Origin of the sequence: Faecalibacter rhinopitheci (genome assembly GCF_015234135.1) — a bacterium.
GTDB lineage: Bacteria > Bacteroidota > Bacteroidia > Flavobacteriales > Weeksellaceae > Empedobacter > Empedobacter rhinopitheci.
This window is the reverse complement of record NZ_JADGIK010000001.1, coordinates 158,794-177,338: the sequence shown is the minus strand read 5'-3', so window position 1 is coordinate 177,338 and position 18,545 is coordinate 158,794. Positions and strand designations below refer to the sequence as shown.

At 30.8% G+C, this 18,545-nt stretch carries 17 protein-coding genes; 8 read left to right on the top strand and 9 right to left on the bottom strand.

The features are described 5' to 3' along the window. The first annotated feature begins 27 nt into the window (after positions 1-27). Positions 28-732 (top strand): DUF4328 domain-containing protein, encoded by a 705-nt coding sequence (locus IM532_RS00830; RefSeq protein ID WP_194181550.1) that lies wholly within the window; start codon positions 28-30, stop codon positions 730-732. A gap of 61 nt (positions 733-793) precedes the next feature. On the opposite strand, the gene IM532_RS00825 is transcribed toward IM532_RS00830, so the two are convergent. Next, complete coding sequence (locus IM532_RS00825; RefSeq protein ID WP_194181549.1) at positions 794-1,159, bottom strand: methylglyoxal synthase; 366 nt, start codon at positions 1,157-1,159, stop codon at positions 794-796. Positions 1,160-1,280: 121 nt separating this feature from the next. Here IM532_RS00825 and IM532_RS00820 point away from each other — a divergent pair, with 121 nt between their 5' ends. The 5 genes from IM532_RS00820 (at position 1,281) to IM532_RS00800 (ending at position 8,880) form a co-directional block, all read left to right on the top strand. Then, positions 1,281-2,330, top strand: coding sequence for a 2Fe-2S iron-sulfur cluster-binding protein (locus IM532_RS00820; RefSeq protein ID WP_194181548.1), 1,050 nt, complete (start codon positions 1,281-1,283; stop codon positions 2,328-2,330). 246 nt (positions 2,331-2,576) lie between these two features. Further along, positions 2,577-3,071 (top strand): hypothetical protein, encoded by a 495-nt coding sequence (locus IM532_RS00815; protein ID WP_194181547.1) that lies wholly within the window; start codon positions 2,577-2,579, stop codon positions 3,069-3,071. Position 3,072: 1 nt separating this feature from the next. Further along, positions 3,073-4,314 (top strand): efflux RND transporter periplasmic adaptor subunit, encoded by a 1,242-nt coding sequence (locus tag IM532_RS00810; protein WP_194181546.1) that lies wholly within the window; start codon positions 3,073-3,075, stop codon positions 4,312-4,314. Between the two features lie 10 nt (positions 4,315-4,324). Beyond that, the gene (locus IM532_RS00805; protein WP_194181545.1) at positions 4,325-7,474 is read left to right on the top strand and encodes an efflux RND transporter permease subunit; all 3,150 of its coding nucleotides are present in this window, start codon (positions 4,325-4,327) and stop codon (positions 7,472-7,474) included. Beyond that, the gene (locus IM532_RS00800) at positions 7,474-8,880 is read left to right on the top strand and encodes an efflux transporter outer membrane subunit (protein WP_194181544.1); all 1,407 of its coding nucleotides are present in this window, start codon (positions 7,474-7,476) and stop codon (positions 8,878-8,880) included. The genes IM532_RS00805 and IM532_RS00800 overlap by 1 nt, the downstream gene beginning before the upstream one ends. Before the next feature lie 96 nt (positions 8,881-8,976). Here the strand turns inward: IM532_RS00800 and IM532_RS00795 are convergent, their stop codons facing one another. The 4 genes from IM532_RS00795 to IM532_RS00780 all read right to left on the bottom strand — a co-directional run bounded on the left by IM532_RS00795 (position 8,977) and on the right by IM532_RS00780 (position 12,501). Further along, positions 8,977-9,369 carry a hypothetical protein gene (locus IM532_RS00795; RefSeq protein WP_194181543.1) on the bottom strand — a complete coding sequence of 131 codons (393 nt, stop codon included), beginning with the start codon at positions 9,367-9,369 and terminating at the stop codon, positions 8,977-8,979. Further along, positions 9,353-9,910: a hypothetical protein gene (locus tag IM532_RS00790; RefSeq protein WP_194181542.1), complete on the bottom strand. Its 558-nt coding sequence runs from the start codon at positions 9,908-9,910 to the stop codon at positions 9,353-9,355. The genes IM532_RS00795 and IM532_RS00790 overlap by 17 nt, the downstream gene beginning before the upstream one ends. 47 nt (positions 9,911-9,957) lie before the next feature. Continuing rightward, on the bottom strand, positions 9,958-11,079 hold the full coding sequence (locus IM532_RS00785) for a hypothetical protein (protein ID WP_194181541.1): 1,122 nt from the start codon (positions 11,077-11,079) through the stop codon (positions 9,958-9,960). 234 nt (positions 11,080-11,313) lie between these two features. Then, entirely contained in the window at positions 11,314-12,501 is a 1,188-nt protein-coding gene (locus IM532_RS00780) for an MFS transporter (RefSeq protein WP_194181540.1), read from the bottom strand. A gap of 159 nt (positions 12,502-12,660) precedes the next feature. On the opposite strand from IM532_RS00780, the gene IM532_RS00775 reads away from it, so the two are divergent. Next, positions 12,661-13,326 carry an MgtC/SapB family protein gene (locus tag IM532_RS00775; RefSeq protein WP_194181539.1) on the top strand — a complete coding sequence of 222 codons (666 nt, stop codon included), beginning with the start codon at positions 12,661-12,663 and terminating at the stop codon, positions 13,324-13,326. A gap of 49 nt (positions 13,327-13,375) precedes the next feature. Here the strand turns inward: IM532_RS00775 and IM532_RS00770 are convergent, their stop codons facing one another. Both IM532_RS00770 and IM532_RS00765 read right to left on the bottom strand, forming a co-directional pair. Further along, positions 13,376-14,530 (bottom strand): FAD-dependent monooxygenase, encoded by a 1,155-nt coding sequence (locus IM532_RS00770; RefSeq protein WP_194181538.1) that lies wholly within the window; start codon positions 14,528-14,530, stop codon positions 13,376-13,378. Positions 14,531-14,595: 65 nt separating this feature from the next. Further along, entirely contained in the window at positions 14,596-15,978 is a 1,383-nt protein-coding gene (locus IM532_RS00765; protein WP_194181537.1) for a dipeptidase, read from the bottom strand. 111 nt (positions 15,979-16,089) lie between these two features. On the opposite strand from IM532_RS00765, the gene IM532_RS00760 reads away from it, so the two are divergent. Then, the gene (locus tag IM532_RS00760) at positions 16,090-16,404 is read left to right on the top strand and encodes a DUF4286 family protein (RefSeq protein WP_194181536.1); all 315 of its coding nucleotides are present in this window, start codon (positions 16,090-16,092) and stop codon (positions 16,402-16,404) included. Between the two features lie 45 nt (positions 16,405-16,449). On the opposite strand, the gene IM532_RS00755 is transcribed toward IM532_RS00760, so the two are convergent. Further along, positions 16,450-17,028 carry an outer membrane beta-barrel protein gene (locus IM532_RS00755; RefSeq protein ID WP_194181535.1) on the bottom strand — a complete coding sequence of 193 codons (579 nt, stop codon included), beginning with the start codon at positions 17,026-17,028 and terminating at the stop codon, positions 16,450-16,452. Between the two features lie 155 nt (positions 17,029-17,183). After that, a complete protein-coding gene (gene hemL / locus IM532_RS00750; RefSeq protein WP_194181534.1) occupies positions 17,184-18,467 on the bottom strand; it encodes a glutamate-1-semialdehyde 2,1-aminomutase in 1,284 nt (427 codons plus the stop codon). Between the last annotated feature and the right edge of the window lie 78 nt (positions 18,468-18,545).

Sequence of the window (18,545 nt, the reverse complement as noted above, 5' to 3'; positions counted from 1 at the left end):
AATACTAAAACTCAATATACTATAAAAATGATACTAGAAGAGAAAGATTACTCTAAATTAATTTCTAACGGCGATAGAAAAAGAAACGTCTTATACAGTTTTTATGCTTTAATAGGTATGCTAATAATAAATTTGCTTGTTGCGGCATATTATTATTTTAAGTTAGTCCGATTTGATGAGGGTTTAATAGATAATTTAGAAACTTTAGAATTAATTTATATTATTATTAATTTACTGCAAGTAGGAGTTTATATTTCTACAATTGTTTTTTTTGTGCTTTGGTTTAAACGTGCCTACGCAAACTTAGACCGAATGGGAGTTTACATCGAAAATAAAGTATACATGGCTTTCTGGGGATTTGTTATTCCACTTGTTAACCTCTCAAAACCATTAAAAATCGCAAAAGAAATGGAGTATAAATATGATTCGTTGGTGGAAGAATTAGATCCCAATCATAAACAAAATCTGAATAGTTATGCTATTATTTTGGCATGGTTTATATTATATTGGGTAACAAATATATATTCAAGAATCACTTATAAAACTGATTTTGAAACAACAACCGAAATGATACAATATCATTTATTAGATATGATAGGATTCGGAATAAACTTAGTTTCCGCAGTTGTAACAGTGTTTTTAATTAAATTAATAGGAAATTCTGAAGCTAAATTAGAAACGTTAGCCGAGTTAGAATTATTAAATAAAGAAAAGCTAGATGAGGTGGCTTAGCATCATCAAATAATTCTTTTTCATTAAAAATTACAGAGGCAACTTAGTAAGTTGCCTTTTTTTATTTTAAATGATCTAATAACATTTCTGCAGTTGCTGGATTTGTTGCTAAAGGAATATTGTGAACATCACATAATCTTAAAAGCATATTTACATCAGGTTCATGAGGATGTTTACCCATTGGGTCACGAAAAAAGAAAACCATATTTGTCTTACCTTCAACGACTCTTGCTGCAATCTGTGCATCTCCTCCAAGAGGGCCAGATAAACATTTCATTACCTTTAGTCCAGCTTGTTCTACAAACTTTCCCGTAGTTCCTGTGGCAATTAAATTTATATTATTGTTGTTTAAAGCTACACGATGTTTCATAAGAAAACTAACCATTTCTGGTTTTTTTCCATCATGCGCTATAATTGCTATTTCCATACTTATCATTTATTATTAAGGGATAAAATATTACTTTTGTACAAATTTAACCAAGTTATTAATTAGAAGTAAAATTTATATCATCAATATACCTTTACTTTAATAAAAATAAAATGCAGTAATGAAATTTCATGTATTAAAAATAAAATCTATTCTACGTCTAACGACCGATTCTGTTCAAATTACATTTGATATTCCGGAACATTTACACGGAGATTTTTCATACGCACCAGGTCAATATATTACTTTAGATATAGATGGAGAGCGCCGAGATTATTCTTTATGTACCTCACCTCTTAATAAGGAGTGGAGTATTGGTGTAAAGGCAATGCCGAATGGGAAAATCTCAACTAAATTAGTTTTTGATCTAAAAGAAGGAAATGAATTAAAAGTTTCTACTCCACACGGTCGTTTTGGAATACCATCAAAGCCTAATGAAAAGAGAACATTAATTGCTTTTACAGCTGGGTCAGGAATAACACCAATCCTAAGTGTTGCTGAATTTACACTACAAACAGAAGAATGGGTCAATTTTAATATATTTTATGTAAATAAAACAGAAAATTCTGTAATGTTTAAGGAAAAATTAGCTGAACTTAAAGCAAAGTATCCTAAAAATATAAATATTTATAACTTCTACACTGCACAAAATCAAGAAAACTTCATTTATAACGGACGTATCGATGAAAAGAAATTTGATTTAATTCTTAATCAAATTCTAGATATTAATGAAGTTGATGAAGCAATGATTTGTGGACCAGAAGAAATGATCATCACATTAGCAAATAAAATACATACTGCTGGTATTGTAGAAAAACACATTCATTTCGAGTTATTCAATCCATCCATTAAACAAGATCAAGTTTTTGAAAAACATGAAGATGAGGTTAAAGAAGTAAGCGTAAAAGTAACTTTAGACGGGGAGGAAAATGAATTTATCTGGAATCGTGAAAAAAACTTAATTGATGCAATGTTAGAGCATAATATTGATGCTCCTTATTCTTGCAAAGGTGGTGTTTGTTCGTCTTGTATGTGTAAGGTGACGGAAGGAGAAGTAAACATTGGAGATAACTTTGTACTTACAGATTCTGATTATAAAGATGGAATGACATTGGCTTGTATTTCCCGTCCGAAAACAAATGTTTTATCAATTGATTTTGACGATATTTAATTAGAATTTAATTATAATTATAAAAAACCATTCTTTACGAGAATGGTTTTTTTTATTTTATTAACTAAAACATTATGAATATCAATTATTTATGGTCTTTGTTTTGATAAAACTCAATTTAGATAATTTAATCGTTAGTCTATTATTAGATTTTCTTATTAAATAATAAGTTTTAAATATATCATTAAGTTTAATTAGTTCGGTAGTAAACGAACTAAATTGTTATATTTGCCAAAATTAAAAAATATGAGTAAAAACCTGTGCCAAAGCAATTCTGTGTTGTTTGAAAATTACACAACTCATTTGGAGAAAACATATAATTTCCCTCCATTAGCCTCAAAAATTCAGGCATATATGGTTTTGTACTCTAATAATGAAGGTTTTACGTTTGAAGATTTTTTAGAAATTTTCAAAGTAAGTAAGAGCTCTTTATCCACTTCAATAAATTGGCTTTTATCGCTTAATCAGATAGAATATTACCATAAAATAGATTCACGAAAGAGATATTTTAGATTAAACTTAAATTATTTACCCGATAAATTAGAGTTTTTACATGATATAGTTACACGAGATCTGTCTTTTACGAAGAGAATCAGCGACTATAAATTAAAAAATCAATTAGTGAATTTATTAAAAGATGAAGGCATCTTAGATGTATATACAGAATATTTAGAAAATTCTGAAAAATTATTAAAGGAAACAATTATTAAGATAAAATCAATTCAACTAGAAAATAAGTAATATGAAGAATATTAACGTTATGTTAGTTGGTGCACTAACAGTTGCACTAAGTTCTTGTGGTAAAAAAGACGGTCAAGATGCTGCACAAGCACAAGGTCCTGCGTCTTATGACGTGGTAGATGTACCAACAAAAGTTGTAACGAGTTATGATGAGTATACTACAAATATAGAAGGTGTAGTAAACAATGAAATTAGAGCCAAAATACAAGGTTATATTACTGAGGTATATGTTGATGAAGGTCAGTTTGTGAAAGCAGGTCAACCTTTATTTAAATTAGAAACAAACGTATTATCTCAGAATGCAGATGCTGCAAAATCAGGAATAAGTGCAGCTTCAGCAAACGTAAGCGCAGCTATAGCTAATGTGAATGCGGCTAAGGCTAATGTACAAGCTGCCCAAGTTGAGGTTAACAAATTAATCCCATTGGTAGAAAAGAATATTATTTCTAATGTACAATTGGAAACTGCAAAGGCTAAATTAGCGCAAGCTAAAGCAGCTCAAGCTCAGGCGCAAGCGGCTCAGGCACAAGCGCAAGCAGGACAATCTCAAGCACAAGCTAACTATAATGGTGCTCAGGCTAATGTAGATTATTCTGTTGTTCGTAGTCCAATATCAGGAGTTTTAGGAGCAATTAACTTTAGACAAGGTACATTAGTTGGTCCTACCGATCCAACGCCAATGTCTATCGTATCTAATACAGATAGAGTATATGCTTATTTTTCAATGAATGAAAAGGAGTATTTAAACTTTATTTCTAAATCTGAAGGAGCTACTTTAAAAGAAAAGTTAAATAATATACCTCCAGTAGAATTAATTTTGGCGAATGGTGAAGTTTATCCTGAAAAAGGAAAAATACAGACAGTAACTGGACAAATCGATCCAGTAACAGGTTCAATTCAATTCCGTGTTCAATTTAATAATGCTGCAAAAGTATTAGCAAACGGAAACTCTGGAAAAATTAGAATTCCTAAAACATTTGTAGATGCAATTGTAGTTCCTGAAGCAGCCACATTTGAACAGCAAGGAATGGTTTATGTTTATAAAGTGAGAAATGATTCTGCTATTGCAACTCCAATTTCAGTAAAAGCACGAGCAGAAAACATGGCTATTATCACGGAAGGTATTAAGAAAGGTGATAAAGTTGTAGCTCAAGGTGTTGGTAAATTACGTGATAAAACTCTAATTGCACCAAAACCAGCTAATTTTGAAAAAATCGTAGAATCTACTAAACCAATTTTCTAAACTTAGAAATATGTTAAAAACATTTATTGAAAGACCCGTTTTATCAACGGTTATTTCTATTATGATATTTGTATTGGGTATTTTGGGATTGGTTACACTTCCCGTTACTCAATATCCGGATATCGCTCCGTCTACAGTTAAAATTTCTGCTTCTTATCCAGGAGCAAATGCTAAGACGGTGATGGAATCCGTAATTATTCCAATTGAAGAACAAGTTAATGGTGTAGAGGGAATGGATTATATCCAATCTACTGCTTCTAATAATGGTTCTGCTTCTATTGATGTTGTATTTAAACCTGGTGTAGATGGCGATGTGGCACAGGTAAATGTGCAAAATCGTGTGGCTCGTGCTACACCTTTATTACCTTCTGAGGTAACTCGTTCTGGAGTTGTTACACAAAAGCAACAAACTTCGGCATTAATGTTTGTATCTTTTGGTTCTTCAAACCCAAAATATGATGGGACATATTTACAGAATTATTTAAACATTAATATTATCCCTGAGTTAAAACGTGTAAATGGTGTAGGGGATGCTACTGTATTTGGAGCTCAAACATATGCAATGCGTATATGGTTAAAACCGGAACGTATGGCAAGTTATGGTTTAGTGCCTTCTGATGTTCAATCAGCTTTGTCACAAGAATCTTTAGAGGCTGCTGCAGGGGCATTAGGTGAAAATTCAGGACAATCTTTTCAGTATACAATTACTTATTCAGGACGTTATAAGACTGAATCACAATATGAAAACATTGTGATTAAATCTTTACCTGGAGGACAAGTGTTAAGATTGAAAGACATTGCTGATGTTACTTTTGGTGCACAATCTTATTCAGGAAGATCAGAAATGAGAGGTAATCCAGCGCAGGCTTTTGCAGTTTACCAAACTCCAGGATCTAACGCACAAGAAATTAATAAGGCATTATACGAAACTTTAGAAAAAGCATCAAAATCATTTCCAGAAGGTATTTCTTATACAGTAATGATGGATACGAATAAATTCTTAGATGCATCTATTTCTAAAGTAGTTCATACGATGATTGAAGCGTTTATCTTAGTTTTTATTGTTGTATATATTTTCTTACAAGATTGGCGATCTACTTTAGTTCCTTTAATTGCAGTACCAGTTTCTATTATTGGAACATTCTTTTTCTTGAATTTAGCAGGTTTTACTTTAAACTTACTAACGTTATTTGCTTTAGTGTTAGCAATTGGTATTGTTGTGGATGATGCGATTGTTGTGGTAGAGGCAGTACATGCGCGTATGGAAACAACACACGAATCTCCAATGGATGCAACTAAAAATGCAATGGATGAAATTTCTGGTGCAATTGTTTCTATTACTTTAGTAATGTGTGCGGTATTTGTCCCTGTAACATTTATCACTGGTCCTACTGGTGTGTTTTATAAACAATTTGGTATTACCTTAATTGTAGCGATTTTAATTTCTGCTGTAAATGCCTTGACGTTATCTCCTGCATTATGTGCTTTATTCTTAAAAGGACACGAAGCGCACGAAGGGAAAAAACGTAATTATATCCAACGATTCTTTGACGGATTCAATACAATGTTCAACCGTATGACTGAAAAATATGGTCGTTCATTTAAATTTTTAATGAAACATAAATGGGTTACATTTATTATTTTATTAGCGAGTGTTGGTGGTATTATGGGAATCAGTAAAATGATGCCTTCAGGTTTTGTACCAACAGAGGATCAAGGTTTTATTATTGGGAATGTTGAATTACCAGCAGGTGCTTCGATGGACCGTGTATATCAAGTTCAAAAACAATTTGAAGCACAAGCTTCACAAATCCCAGGAATTGACGGTGTTACTGTAATTTCTGGTAACTCGATTATTTCTGGTGCTGGTTCTAATTACGGGATGATTTTAGTAAAATTAAAATCTTTCGAGGAACGTACATCTGCAGATACTGCTATCGAAACAATTACAGGGAAATTATTTGGTTTAGCTTCTCAATTCACTGATGCTCAAATGATTTTCTTCCAACCACCGTCTATCCCAGGATTTGGTATGTCTTCTGGTTTTGAATTAAAATTATTAGATAAATCGGGTGGTGATATTAACTCTTTTGATAAAGTTGCAAAGGAATATTTAGGAGCTTTAATGCAACGTCCAGAGGTAATGTATGCACAAACTTCATTAAATACAAGTTTCCCTCAATACGAAATTGATGTAAATATTGAACGTGCAAAACAATCAGGAGTATCAGTAAGTTCTATATTCTCAACATTACAAGGATATATTGGTGGATTATATGCAGCGGATTTTACACGTTTTGGTAAGCAATACCGTGTGTATGTACAAGCTGATCCTAATGATCGTATCAATGAATCATCTCTTAACAAAATGTTTGTAAAAACTGCCGATGGACAAATGTCTCCAATTTCTCAGTTTATTACATTAAATAGAGTTTATGGACCTAACTCTGTAAACCGTTTTAACTTATTTACTTCTGCTAACGTTACTGGTGGTGTAAATCCAGGTTTTTCTACTGGAGATGCTATTAGTGCTATTAATGAAGTTTCTGAACAAACGTTATCTGCAAATTATGGAGTAGATTTTGCCGGTTTAACTCGTGAAGAGATCAAGTCCGGTTCACAAACAGTAATTATTTTCGCATTATGTATCTTATTCGTGTACTTTATCCTATCTGGTCAGTATGAATCTTATATCTTACCATTTGCGGTATTATTCTCAGTACCATGCGGTATTATGGGAGCTTACTTAGCGCAATGGTTAGCAGGATTAGAAAATAATATTTACTTCCAAATCGCATTAGTAATGTTGGTTGGTTTATTGGCAAAAAATGCCATTCTTATTGTAGAGTTCGCTTTACAAAGACGTGTTGCGGGAATGTCTATCATAGCTTCAGCAATTGATGGAGCGAAGGCGCGTTTACGTCCAATTTTAATGACATCATTAGCCTTTATCGTTGGATTATTACCATTAGTATTTGCTTCAGGAGTATCATCTGTTGGTAACCGTTCAGTGGGTACAGGTGCAGCATTTGGATTATTAATTGGTACAGTATTAGGAGTTTTTGTAATTCCTGTATTATTCGTTATTTTCCAATCAATTCAAGAGAAAATCAAACCAGTTAAATTTGTTAAAGCAGAAGAAACAAAATCAGCACACTAATGAAAAAGTTTAGAATTTTAAAAGTTTCGTTAATTGCCTTTGGATTGTTTTCTATTCAATCGTGTTTTGTAGCGAAAGACTATACACGTCCAGGTGACGTACAAAAAGAAGCCCAATTTAGAACTGATATTGTCGCTTCACAAGATCAAACGATCGCCGATGTTTCTTGGCAAGAGTTTTTCTCTGACCCAACGTTAAAAGCTTACATTACAAAAGGTTTACAGAATAACTTAGATATTCGTACAGCTTTACAAAATATTGCTGTCACAGAAGCTTATGTGAAACAAGGTAAAGCAGGTTATTTACCAACTTTATCGGTTGGACCTGGATATACTTACACAAAGACTTCAGCGAATACGCAATTTGGTCGTATTACAGGTTCTCAATCTTTATCTCAATATGATGTGACAGGGAATTTTTCTTGGGAAGCAGATATTTGGGGAAAAATTAGGAGTAATTATAGAGGAGCAACTGCCAATTATTTACAAACGGTAGAAGCGCACAAAGCAGTGCAAACGAATATTGTATCTACCATTGCAAATACTTACTATCAATTAATTGCTTTAGACGAACAGAAGAAAGCGATTGTGAAAACAATTGGTTTCCGTGAGCAAAGTTTAGAAACAATTAAAGCATTAAAAGAAGCAGGAAATGTAACGCAAGTTGCCGTTAACCAAACAGAAGCGCAATTATTTAATGCGAAAGCATTATTAGTTGATGTAGATGCTAATATTAAGCTTAACGAAAATGTTTTAAGCGTTTTATTAGGTGAAACTCCTCAAGTAATTGAGCGTGGAACGATCGAAAATCAACAAATCTATTCGTCTTTAGGTGTTGGATTACCTGCACAGATTTTAGAAAATCGTCCGGACGTCAAAGCTGCTGAATTTGCTTTGGTTAATGCTTTTGAGAATGTGAATATTGCGAATGCTAATTTCTATCCATCTTTATCTTTAACGGCTACTGGTGGATTACAAGGTATTGATATTGATAAATTATTTGATGCACAATCATTATTTGCGAATGTAGTTGCTCGATTGGCTCAACCAATTTTGCAAAAACGTCAAATCAAAACAGCAAAAGAAGTTGCTTTAGCAAATGAAGAAAAGGCTTTGTTAGCATATAAACAAACTATACTTACAGCAAGTAAGGAAGTCTCAGATGCATTAGCTCGATATGAAGCAGCCGATCAAAAAATTCCTTTGAAAGACAAAGAAGCTGAATTGTATAATCAATCTATTGAATATTCAGAAGAATTATTAGCATATGGTATGGCCAATTATTTAGAAGTTATTACTGCTCGTGAAGCAGCATTAAATGCTGAATTAAATGCCATTAATGCAAGACTTACAAAACTTAATTCTGTCGTAGAATTATACCGTTCTGTAGGTGGAGGATGGAAATAAATTTCAATTCTTTATTAAATAAAAAAGCATCTCTATTCAGAGATGCTTTTTTATTTTGTATAAATAGATGTCGATTAAGTATAATATCAAATTCAATTATTTAATTAATTTAATGATTCTTTCTATTCCAAATACGCATAAAATGCTAATGCAAGCTATTGTACCTAGAAGTCCTCCAAGTCCATTAAAATATACAGAACTATTGTGGTAAAGTGTACAAAATATGATAGATGATATAATAAAATCAATTGATTGATGTCGATGAACATTTGCTATCATTCCCATGAATGTTGCACCCATCATAATTAAAAAATAATCTCTAAATTTTTCAATTTCAAAATTTAAGGCAATTAGTAATTGATAAATACTTCCTATGATAAGAGCTAAATATGCTGATGCTTTAACTGCGCCTAATTGGTATTGATGATTTAGTCGATATGTTAACCAATAAGTTACATAACAAACTAGTACCTTAAAAATAAAGATCATTTGTAAACCATTTAAATATAAACAATCCTGCTAATACAGATGCAAATGCTATAGTTCCTAATTTACCTCCAATTCCGCCATAAAAACTTTTACTGTAGTAAAATAGTATTCCTGCAATTAAACCATTGAGCCCAATTATCCAAAATGGAAAGTGAATATTTGGGTTAGTCATTCCTACAAAAGCACCACAATAAATAGGCAAAGAAATGGATAATTTTAATTGAATTCTTTTATCAATAAGTGTAGCTAATGTTCCTATTAATCCTGCTGATAAAATCGGATTTAGATTAACATAATTTTGTAAACTGTAGGTTAATATTGCTCCAATCATTACTATAATGATTGTAAGAGAGTCATCTTTTTCGGGTCTTATCTTATAAAATTTTGGTTGTGCAATTCCAAAAAAAAGAAGTATAGTAATAAGAGCTAAAAATACTAATTTACGAAGCGAGGTTAAATGATCTAAACTTGAAAAAAGGATAAATAAGACAAATGGACTAAGAAATAACACTTGAAATAATATACCAAAAAATTTGTTCATTTAGCAAGAATAAAAAAGCCTTATTTCTAAGGCTTAGTAATATATAATTAGTTTGATTTAAATTCCTTTACTAACATTGCATGCGCAGCTGTTTCGTAATATAAAATAGCACATGTTTGCAAAAATTCTGCATGTGTATAATTTTCAATTACATCTTCAATCTTCATTTCATAGAAATTTTCAATTAAATGTGTAATCCCAGCTTTAAATTCATCACGTGTGATAGCTTGATCCTTTAGTTCATTCATGATATAATTATCAGATTGTAGAAAATGAGATCTATAATTACCAATTACAGTTTTACGTATGTTTATCGCGTTATGTACAATTTGAGAAAGGATTATACCTCGTTTTTCCTTCTCAAAATTCCATTCTTTTCTTAGATTTCGTGTATTTGGTTTATAAAATAAGTTGTGATGATAGTTATGAATGTATTTAGCTATATCCGTATTTGCATTCATATAGAAAAACTGTAAAATTGAACTAAATAAATGATTAGAGTTCAGTTCTTGAGGATGATATGTATATAGAATAGGATAATGCATTAAAGTCTTAAAGATAGGAGATAAGCTATCTATAATCGTTAGATTTAAAAAATTAGTTCCTTCAAAATCTATAGTTTGATATTTTTGGTAGAAATTAATACCTGCTACATAACATTGTGTATTATCTAGTTGTAATGCTTTTAGATATTGACCAATGTATTCAAAGAACATTTTATTTAGTTTATGTGTAGCACTAAGAGTATATTTAGCGTTTACAAATTCTTTTGTCCAATCTTCTAAAATACTAGCATCAGATACAATACTTGTTGCATCGGGATTTTGTTTTACAAATTTTTCAATCTGATTTTCTTTACCTATCAACTGATGCAATACAATATGATTGTAAGTAAGTATAGCTGATGAAATAGGAGTAGTTTCAATCTCATTAAATGGGTCATAAGCTTCATTTGGTTTTGCATATAATCGTATTAAATGATGAAGCTCTTCTTGTATTCTTATTTCGTCTTTAAATCTACTTAAAATTTGATCTGTGTTTAACGAAATAATACTTGCACCAAGAAAAAAAATTATTCCTTTTTGCATTTCATCATTCCATCCACATCTTTCCAATGTTTGATCAAAATATGTTTTAAAAACTGTGTCTGTATTTGTTGTATTTTCCATTTATTCTTACAAAATTCATTGTAAAATAAATTAAAATTTATCGGAATACGATAATAATTTATTTTTTTTTATAAAAGGTTATTTTTGAAGTATGTTAATTATTGATAATAAATGATTTAAAGTTTTTGTTTGATAAAATAATTTCTATATTTGATTTATAATATCAATTCATAATGGTATTAATTAAACCAACCAATAAATAACCTATTATATTTAATTTTAATAGGTTATTTTTTATTTTAATTTCTTTCTGAATGGTTTTACTAATAAGATGTAAGTAATTAAACTTAATAGTGTAATTCCAGCTGCAATTACATAAGTAGTCCTAAAACCTAAAGAGTCAGACGTTAAACCAAAGATAAAAGAACCTCCACCAACTCCAATGTCATACAATAAGAAAAATGTAGCAGAAGCAGTACCAGCTCTTTTTTGTGAAGCAGCAGATATACTAAGAGTCTGATATGCCGGAAATATTGCACCGTAACCTAAGCCAATAATAGAAGCTGAAAGAATCACAATTGACACTGTATTTGCTTGTGAAAGTAATACTAATCCAAAAATAAATAAAAATATACCAGGAAATATTAATGCATTTGGTCCGCGTTTATCTAATAATTTTCCGATTATTGGTCGTGGTATAATTATTAATAATGCTAGAGTAATAAAGAATAATATTGCAGCCTCAGGAAATCCCAACTCTATACAATATAATCCTATATATGAAAGCATAGAACTGTAAGCAAATGCCAAAAGAAATCCAGAAAAAGAAACAGGTAAAGATTTAGCTTCAATATATTTATAGATTCCATTATATTCTTCAGGTTTCTCACTTTGTATTTGTGTATGATCTATTTTCTCATTAGAAAAATAGCTAAATAGCATAGATAAGATTGCAAATAAAGATGCTACAGTTAATACAATTGTATAATCAAAATTATTGGTTAAATATAAACCCAATGCAGGTCCAATTACCATGGCTAAACTCATAAACAAGCCAAAATAACCAATTCCTTCGCCTTTTCTTTTTATAGGAATCCAATCCATAGCTAATGCAGAAGTTGATGTTGTAGATACTGCAAACCCAAACCCATTGATAAAACGAACAATCAATAAAGGAACTATAGAAGTTGTTCCGAAATAAGCAAGATTACAAATTATAAATAAGGTCAAAAAAAGTAAAGACATTTTCCTTTTTCCAAATTTATCTGCCCATAGACCTGAGAAAGGTCTTAATAGTACTGTTCCTAAAATGTAGAGAGAAATAACTAAGCTAATTTCGGTTGCACTACTTTTTAAATCATTTTTCACATAAATAGGTAAGGTTGCGGTTAATAAATAAAAGTTGGTAAATATAAAAAATGAGCTTAAACATACATTTAGGAAATTTTTATTCCAAAGTGGTAAACTATTCTGATTTTGCATATAAGGGAATATTTGCAAAAGTCTATATAATATAAAAGAACAAAACAATCATTTAAGACAATTATTTCTTTATTCCGGACAAAAGCTTAAAATGTTATTTTTTTAATACAAACAGTTTTGGTCTTTTATTTGAGATAAATTACTTTAAATGAAATAATAATGAATTGGGAAAGTTTTATTAGCAACTGGGAAAATATAGATATAATAAAAATGGCTTGCTCCCTAATTGCGGGTGTTTTATTAGGTATAGAAAGAGAGGTAAAAGATAAAGCTGCCGGTTTCAAAACTATTACAATTATATGCCTAGGAAGTACTTTATTTACCATCTTATCGTACAAGATGGGAGAAGGTGACTCTGAAGATGCAACAAGAATCGCTTCGTATGTTGTTAGCGGTATAGGATTTCTTGGTGCTGGAGTAATCTTTAAAGATGGAGTTACTGTTAGTGGGCTTACAACAGCAGGAATTATATGGATTGCAGCTGCAATAGGAATGTCTTTAGGCTTTGGTGAATTTATTATAGCATTTGCATTTTTACTATGCAGTTTTTTAGTAATATTTTTTGGGAATTATATTTCAAAAATATTTATTACTAAAAAAACATATAAAATTATTCGATTCACAATTCCTAAAAATCAGGTTAGTGTAAGAAATGAAATTATAGAAAAGTTAGAAAAATTAATTATTTCTTATGAATGTAAATCGATTGAAGTCGATGAAGAAAATATATCTTATGTTTATGAAATTGTTTTCAAAATAAAAGATATTACATTAATTGAAGAATTTTTAATTCATCAAGATAAAATAAAAAAACTTACATTTTAGTGTTGATATATAATTATTTATGATATTCTTTTTAAATTTATAGTTTAAGCTATATTTTCATGAAATCTTGTTCTAATAAATCATTTAGCGGACTTTGAGCAATAGAAGTTGGTAACTTTCTTAATGCAAAGTTTCTTATTTCTGTAATAAATTTATTTTCTATTTGAGCTACTTTTCCTGCTAATCTTGAAGTGTGAATTATATATTGAGTACGTTTTATACGACGCTTATTATATTGTTCAAAACAAAGGAATATATTCTCCGGATTATTAGATAATTCATCTATTAATACACATACATCTTCTATAGCCATACATGCTCCTTGACCCATATTTGGTGTAGTAGCATGAGCAGCATCTCCTATAATTAAAATGCGATTATATGTATAATTTGCTAAAGGAGGTAGATCCATGATAGGTGTGGTAATCAAGTCTTCTTGTTTGGTTTTCTGTAAAGTTGATCTGATTAATCCAGAATATTCAGAAAAATTTCTTCGAATAGAGGTTAAATCCCAATTGTATAATTCACTATTTAGCGAAGTATTCTTACAAGCATACCAATATATTTGATTATTTTTTAGCGGTGTTAGACCAAAACGACCTTGTGGTCCCCAAGTTTCTATGGATTTCTTAGAAATATAAGAATCATCTTCAATAACTCCTCTCCAACAAATATATCCTGCATAATTTGGCAATGATTTAGGAATTAATTTCTGACGAATAACAGAATTAATACCATCTGCTGCAATCACAAAATTTGCTGTTGCAGATGATTCATCATCAAAATGAAGAATAACTACTTCAAAATTTTGTTGAATATCAATTACTTTTTTACCTGTTACAACATTTTTTCGATTAATAGAATGATATAAGTAATGATGTAAATCTGCGCGATGTATAGCAAAATTATCCGTTTTATAATTTTCTTTTAATCGATTTGTATCAGCTTTTAGGATAGTTTTTTCTTTCCAATCTTGAATTTCAAAATCGTTTAGCATATGACCTAACGGAATAATTTCATTGTCATAACCTAATATTTCAAAAGCTTTCATTGCATTTGAAGCTAATCCAAAACCAGCACCTAAGCCTTTAATTTCTCCAGCTTTTTCATACAATGTATAGTTGATTCCCAATTTTTCAAAAGATTTTGCTAAGCATAATCCCGCAATACCAGCTCCAACGATTATAAAAGTATTATCTGTCATACGAAAATGTAAAAATGCCTTAATCTTTAAATTAAGGCATCTTTGTATTTATATTTTTATTAAAATTATCCTTCTGTATAATATTTAAAGAAATATGGAATAGTTTCAATTCCTTTAAAGAAATTAAATAAACCATAATGTTCATTTGGTGAATGAATCACATCAGAATTTAAACCAAATCCCATTAAAACTGATTTAGTACCTAATTCTTCTTCAAATAATGCAACAATAGGAATTGATCCACCAGCTCTCTCAGGTAAAGCTTCTTTCTCAAAAGTTTGAGCTAAGGCTTTTTTCGCTGCTTGGTAACCTTTATCGTCAGTTGGTAGGATATAAGGTTTACCACCATGATGTGGAGTAACTTTTACCACAACTGAAGAGGGTGCTAAAGTTGGAAAATAATTCATGAATTTTTCTGTAATATCTTCATGCTTTTGACCTGGTACTAAACGCATTGATATTTTGGCAAATGCTTGAGATGGAATCACAGTTTTGGCACCTTTACCAATATATCCTCCCCACATTCCGTTAACATCTAGTGTAGGACGAATTGAAGTTCTTTCAATAGTACTATAACCTTTTTCACCTTGTACATCAGAGATACCAATAGATTTTTTATAATCTTCTTCACTGAAAGGTATTTTAGCCATTTCATTTCTTTCTTCGTTAGATAATTCAATAACATTATCATAGAATCCAGGAATTGTGATTTTTCCTTCCTCATCAATTAATTTAGCAATCATACCAGCTAAAACATTTAAAGGATTAGGAACTGCACCACCATAAACACCAGAGTGCATATCACGATCAGCACCTTTTACTTCAACTTCTACATATGATAATCCACGCAATCCTACAGATATAGATGGTTGATCATTAGATATCATAGAAGTATCAGAAATTAAAATGATGTCATTTTTTAATTTCTCTTTATTATTTTTTACAAAATTCACTAAAGAAGGAGATCCAATTTCTTCTTCACCTTCAATCATAAATTTTACGTTACAAGGAAGTTCGTTTGTTTTATTAAGAGCTTCAAAAGCTTTAACATGCATAAACATTTGACCTTTATCATCTGCAGAACCTCGAGCAAAAATAGCTCCGTCTGGATGAATTTCAGTTTTTTTAATAACGGGTTCAAAAGGACCAGATTCCCATAATTCTAATGGATCAGCAGGTTGTACATCATAGTGTCCATATACTAAAACAGTAGGTTTTGAAGGGTCGATTATTTTATCACCATACACGACAGGAAATCCTTCAGTCTCACAAATTTCAACATTATCTGCTCCAGCTTCTACTAAATATTTAGCAATTAATTCAGCTGCATTATTTACATCTTGTGTATAAGCTGTATCAGCACTGATTGAAGGTATTTTAAGTAATTCGATTAATTCATCAAGAAATCGTTGTTTATTTTCTTGGATAAATTGTTGCGTATTGTTCATGTTTATTTTTTATGAATAATGAGATAAAGTTAAGGATAAAAATTTATTCAAACTCATTATTTTGTTTTTAATTCAGTCCAAAAAGACGTGTATCTTTGCAAAAAATTAAATATGATATTATACAATACAACATTTGTTGTGGAAGATAGTGTGCACGAAGATTGGCTTACTTGGTTTAAAGAAGAAAATATTCAAGATTACTTAAATACAAAATGTTTTTTAGGTGCTCGTTTTGGGAAAGTAACATCTCATGTGGAGCCTGGGATGAAAACATATTCTATTCAATTCTTTGTGAAAGATGAATTGACATTAGATCAATTTAAAAACAATTTCTTAGTTGAAATTCAACAAAAATTGATTCAGAAATTTGGTACTAGTGTTTTAGGATTTTCTAGTGAAATGGAACATTTAGGAGATTTTAGTTAAAAAATAAAAGCAGGATTTAAAAATCCTGCTTTTTTTATTAATAAATTATCGTCTGCCTGGTAAATAAATTTGAAATCCTACTGCGATTCCTAAACCATTTTGTGCTTCCGCATTGGCATGATTTGATTTTGAATAATTATATCCTCCTGTAAATTCCAGTGCTACAGTATTCGAAATAAAATGTGCATATCCTGCATTTACTCCGAAACCAAATGAAGTATCTGAAACACCTCCATTTTCTGCACCAGTAATACCAGCTTCTAATTGTCCGAAAAATCGTCCAGTAGAGCTTGCACCTTCTGGGAAGTAATATCTGGCAAAAGGCATTACTTTATAACTCCAAATATTGTCTCCATGTTTTACAGTTTGTAAACCCACTCCTGCAGATAAACCAATTGCAATACCATCTGAGATAAAATATCCAGCTTGAGGATTTAAATTAATGTTAAAATTTTCACCTTCAAATGAATATCCTAATGATCCAATAGATCCTCCTACTAACCAATTTCCTTGTTGTATTGGTCTAGATCCTACATCTGCAGAACTTTGTGGAGTAGTTAAGTCTTGAGCAAATAAAGTAGATGAAGTAAAAGCTAATGCTAGAACGAAAATAATCTTTTTCATAATTAATAGTTTTGGTTAACTTATAATTAACAAATACCATTCCATTCAAATTTCATTAATTAAATAATGTGCTCATTTGCAGCTTACTACTTATTATTTAAAAAAATAAGGTTTAGATAAAAATCTAAACCTTATAATATATTTATGTGATTTTTTTAAAATTCAAACGAACGAACAGCGTCTAAAGTTTTATTTATTTCAGTATCTTTAATTGCATCTGAAATAAACCAAGTTTCGTAACCAGACGGAGCAATATAAATTTCATTTGTTAATAAATGATGGAAGAATTTATTAAATATTTCGTGATTACATTTTGTTACATCTGTAAAGTTTGTAATTGAATTTTGTTCCGTAAAGAATACAGACATCATAGAACCTAATCGATTGATATGATTTGCAATACCTTTTTCTTTAAATATTTTAGAAATTTCCGTTGCTAAAATTTCCGTTGCATTATCAATACGTGAGAATATTTCACGATCATTATTAATTAAATTTAAAGTTGTTAGACCCGCACGCATTGCAATTGGATTACCTGATAAAGTACCAGCTTGATAAACTGGACCAAGAGGAGCAAGGTGATTCATGATTTCAGCGCGAGCAGCAAAAGCACCAACTGGAAATCCGCCTCCAATTACTTTTCCAAATGTAACGATATCAGCATTAATGTTTAATCTTTCTTGAGATCCACCCATTGCTTGGCGAAAACCAGTCATTACTTCATCAAAAATTAATAATGTTCCATTAGTATCACAAATATCTCGTAAACCTTGTAAAAAACCATCATTAGGTAAAATACATCCCATATTACCAGCGATAGGTTCTACTATTATTGCGGCAATTTCATCAGTATTCTGTGCAAATAATTCTTGAACCGCATCTAAGTTATTGTATTCAGCTAATAAAGTATCTTTTGCAGTGCCTTGTGTAACGCCTGGAGAATTTGGATTTCCAAATGTTGCAGCACCAGAACCTGCTTTTATTAGAAATGAATCCGAATGCCCATGGTAACAACCTTCAAATTTCACAATTTTATCACGTCCTGTATAACCTCTCGCCAAACGAATCGCTGACATACAAGCTTCTGTACCAGAATTTACCATACGTACCATATCTACGTTTGGAACAACTGAAGTAATTAATTGAGCAATTTCTGTTTCTAATTCTGTTGGCGTACCAAAAGAAAATCCTTTCTTCATTTGCTCAACCGTCGCATTTAAAACATCTGGATGTGTATGACCTAAGATCATTGGTCCCCATGAGTTGATGTAATCTACATAAGCACGTCCATCCTCATCATGAATATAGGCTCCTTCTGCTTTTTTAATAAAAATAGGAGTTCCTCCAACAGATTTAAAAGCTCGTACTGGTGAATTTACACCTCCTGGAATATATTTTTGGGCATCTTGGAATAATGCGCTACTTCTTTGATACAACATAATATTTTTATATATAAAATAGTGAGACAAATTTAATCAAACTAGCTCTAATAAAGAAAAATTATTCAATCAATTCTA

What these genes read in the sequence shown, in the direction of transcription:
- IM532_RS00830 (WP_194181550.1), top strand. Translation starts at nt 28, where the DNA reads ATGATACTAGAAGAGAAAGATTACTCTAAATTAATTTCTAACGGCGAT.
- IM532_RS00825 (WP_194181549.1), bottom strand. Translation starts at nt 1,159, where the DNA reads ATGGAAATAGCAATTATAGCGCATGATGGAAAAAAACCAGAAATGGTT.
- IM532_RS00820 (WP_194181548.1), top strand. Translation starts at nt 1,281, where the DNA reads ATGAAATTTCATGTATTAAAAATAAAATCTATTCTACGTCTAACGACC.
- IM532_RS00815 (WP_194181547.1), top strand. Translation starts at nt 2,577, where the DNA reads ATGAGTAAAAACCTGTGCCAAAGCAATTCTGTGTTGTTTGAAAATTAC.
- IM532_RS00810 (WP_194181546.1), top strand. Translation starts at nt 3,073, where the DNA reads ATGAAGAATATTAACGTTATGTTAGTTGGTGCACTAACAGTTGCACTA.
- IM532_RS00805 (WP_194181545.1), top strand. Translation starts at nt 4,325, where the DNA reads ATGTTAAAAACATTTATTGAAAGACCCGTTTTATCAACGGTTATTTCT.
- IM532_RS00800 (WP_194181544.1), top strand. Translation starts at nt 7,474, where the DNA reads ATGAAAAAGTTTAGAATTTTAAAAGTTTCGTTAATTGCCTTTGGATTG.
- IM532_RS00795 (WP_194181543.1), bottom strand. Translation starts at nt 9,369, where the DNA reads ATGATCTTTATTTTTAAGGTACTAGTTTGTTATGTAACTTATTGGTTA.
- IM532_RS00790 (WP_194181542.1), bottom strand. Translation starts at nt 9,910, where the DNA reads ATGAACAAATTTTTTGGTATATTATTTCAAGTGTTATTTCTTAGTCCA.
- IM532_RS00785 (WP_194181541.1), bottom strand. Translation starts at nt 11,079, where the DNA reads ATGGAAAATACAACAAATACAGACACAGTTTTTAAAACATATTTTGAT.
- IM532_RS00780 (WP_194181540.1), bottom strand. Translation starts at nt 12,501, where the DNA reads ATGCAAAATCAGAATAGTTTACCACTTTGGAATAAAAATTTCCTAAAT.
- IM532_RS00775 (WP_194181539.1), top strand. Translation starts at nt 12,661, where the DNA reads ATGAATTGGGAAAGTTTTATTAGCAACTGGGAAAATATAGATATAATA.
- IM532_RS00770 (WP_194181538.1), bottom strand. Translation starts at nt 14,530, where the DNA reads ATGACAGATAATACTTTTATAATCGTTGGAGCTGGTATTGCGGGATTA.
- IM532_RS00765 (WP_194181537.1), bottom strand. Translation starts at nt 15,978, where the DNA reads ATGAACAATACGCAACAATTTATCCAAGAAAATAAACAACGATTTCTT.
- IM532_RS00760 (WP_194181536.1), top strand. Translation starts at nt 16,090, where the DNA reads ATGATATTATACAATACAACATTTGTTGTGGAAGATAGTGTGCACGAA.
- IM532_RS00755 (WP_194181535.1), bottom strand. Translation starts at nt 17,028, where the DNA reads ATGAAAAAGATTATTTTCGTTCTAGCATTAGCTTTTACTTCATCTACT.
- hemL (WP_194181534.1), bottom strand. Translation starts at nt 18,467, where the DNA reads ATGTTGTATCAAAGAAGTAGCGCATTATTCCAAGATGCCCAAAAATAT.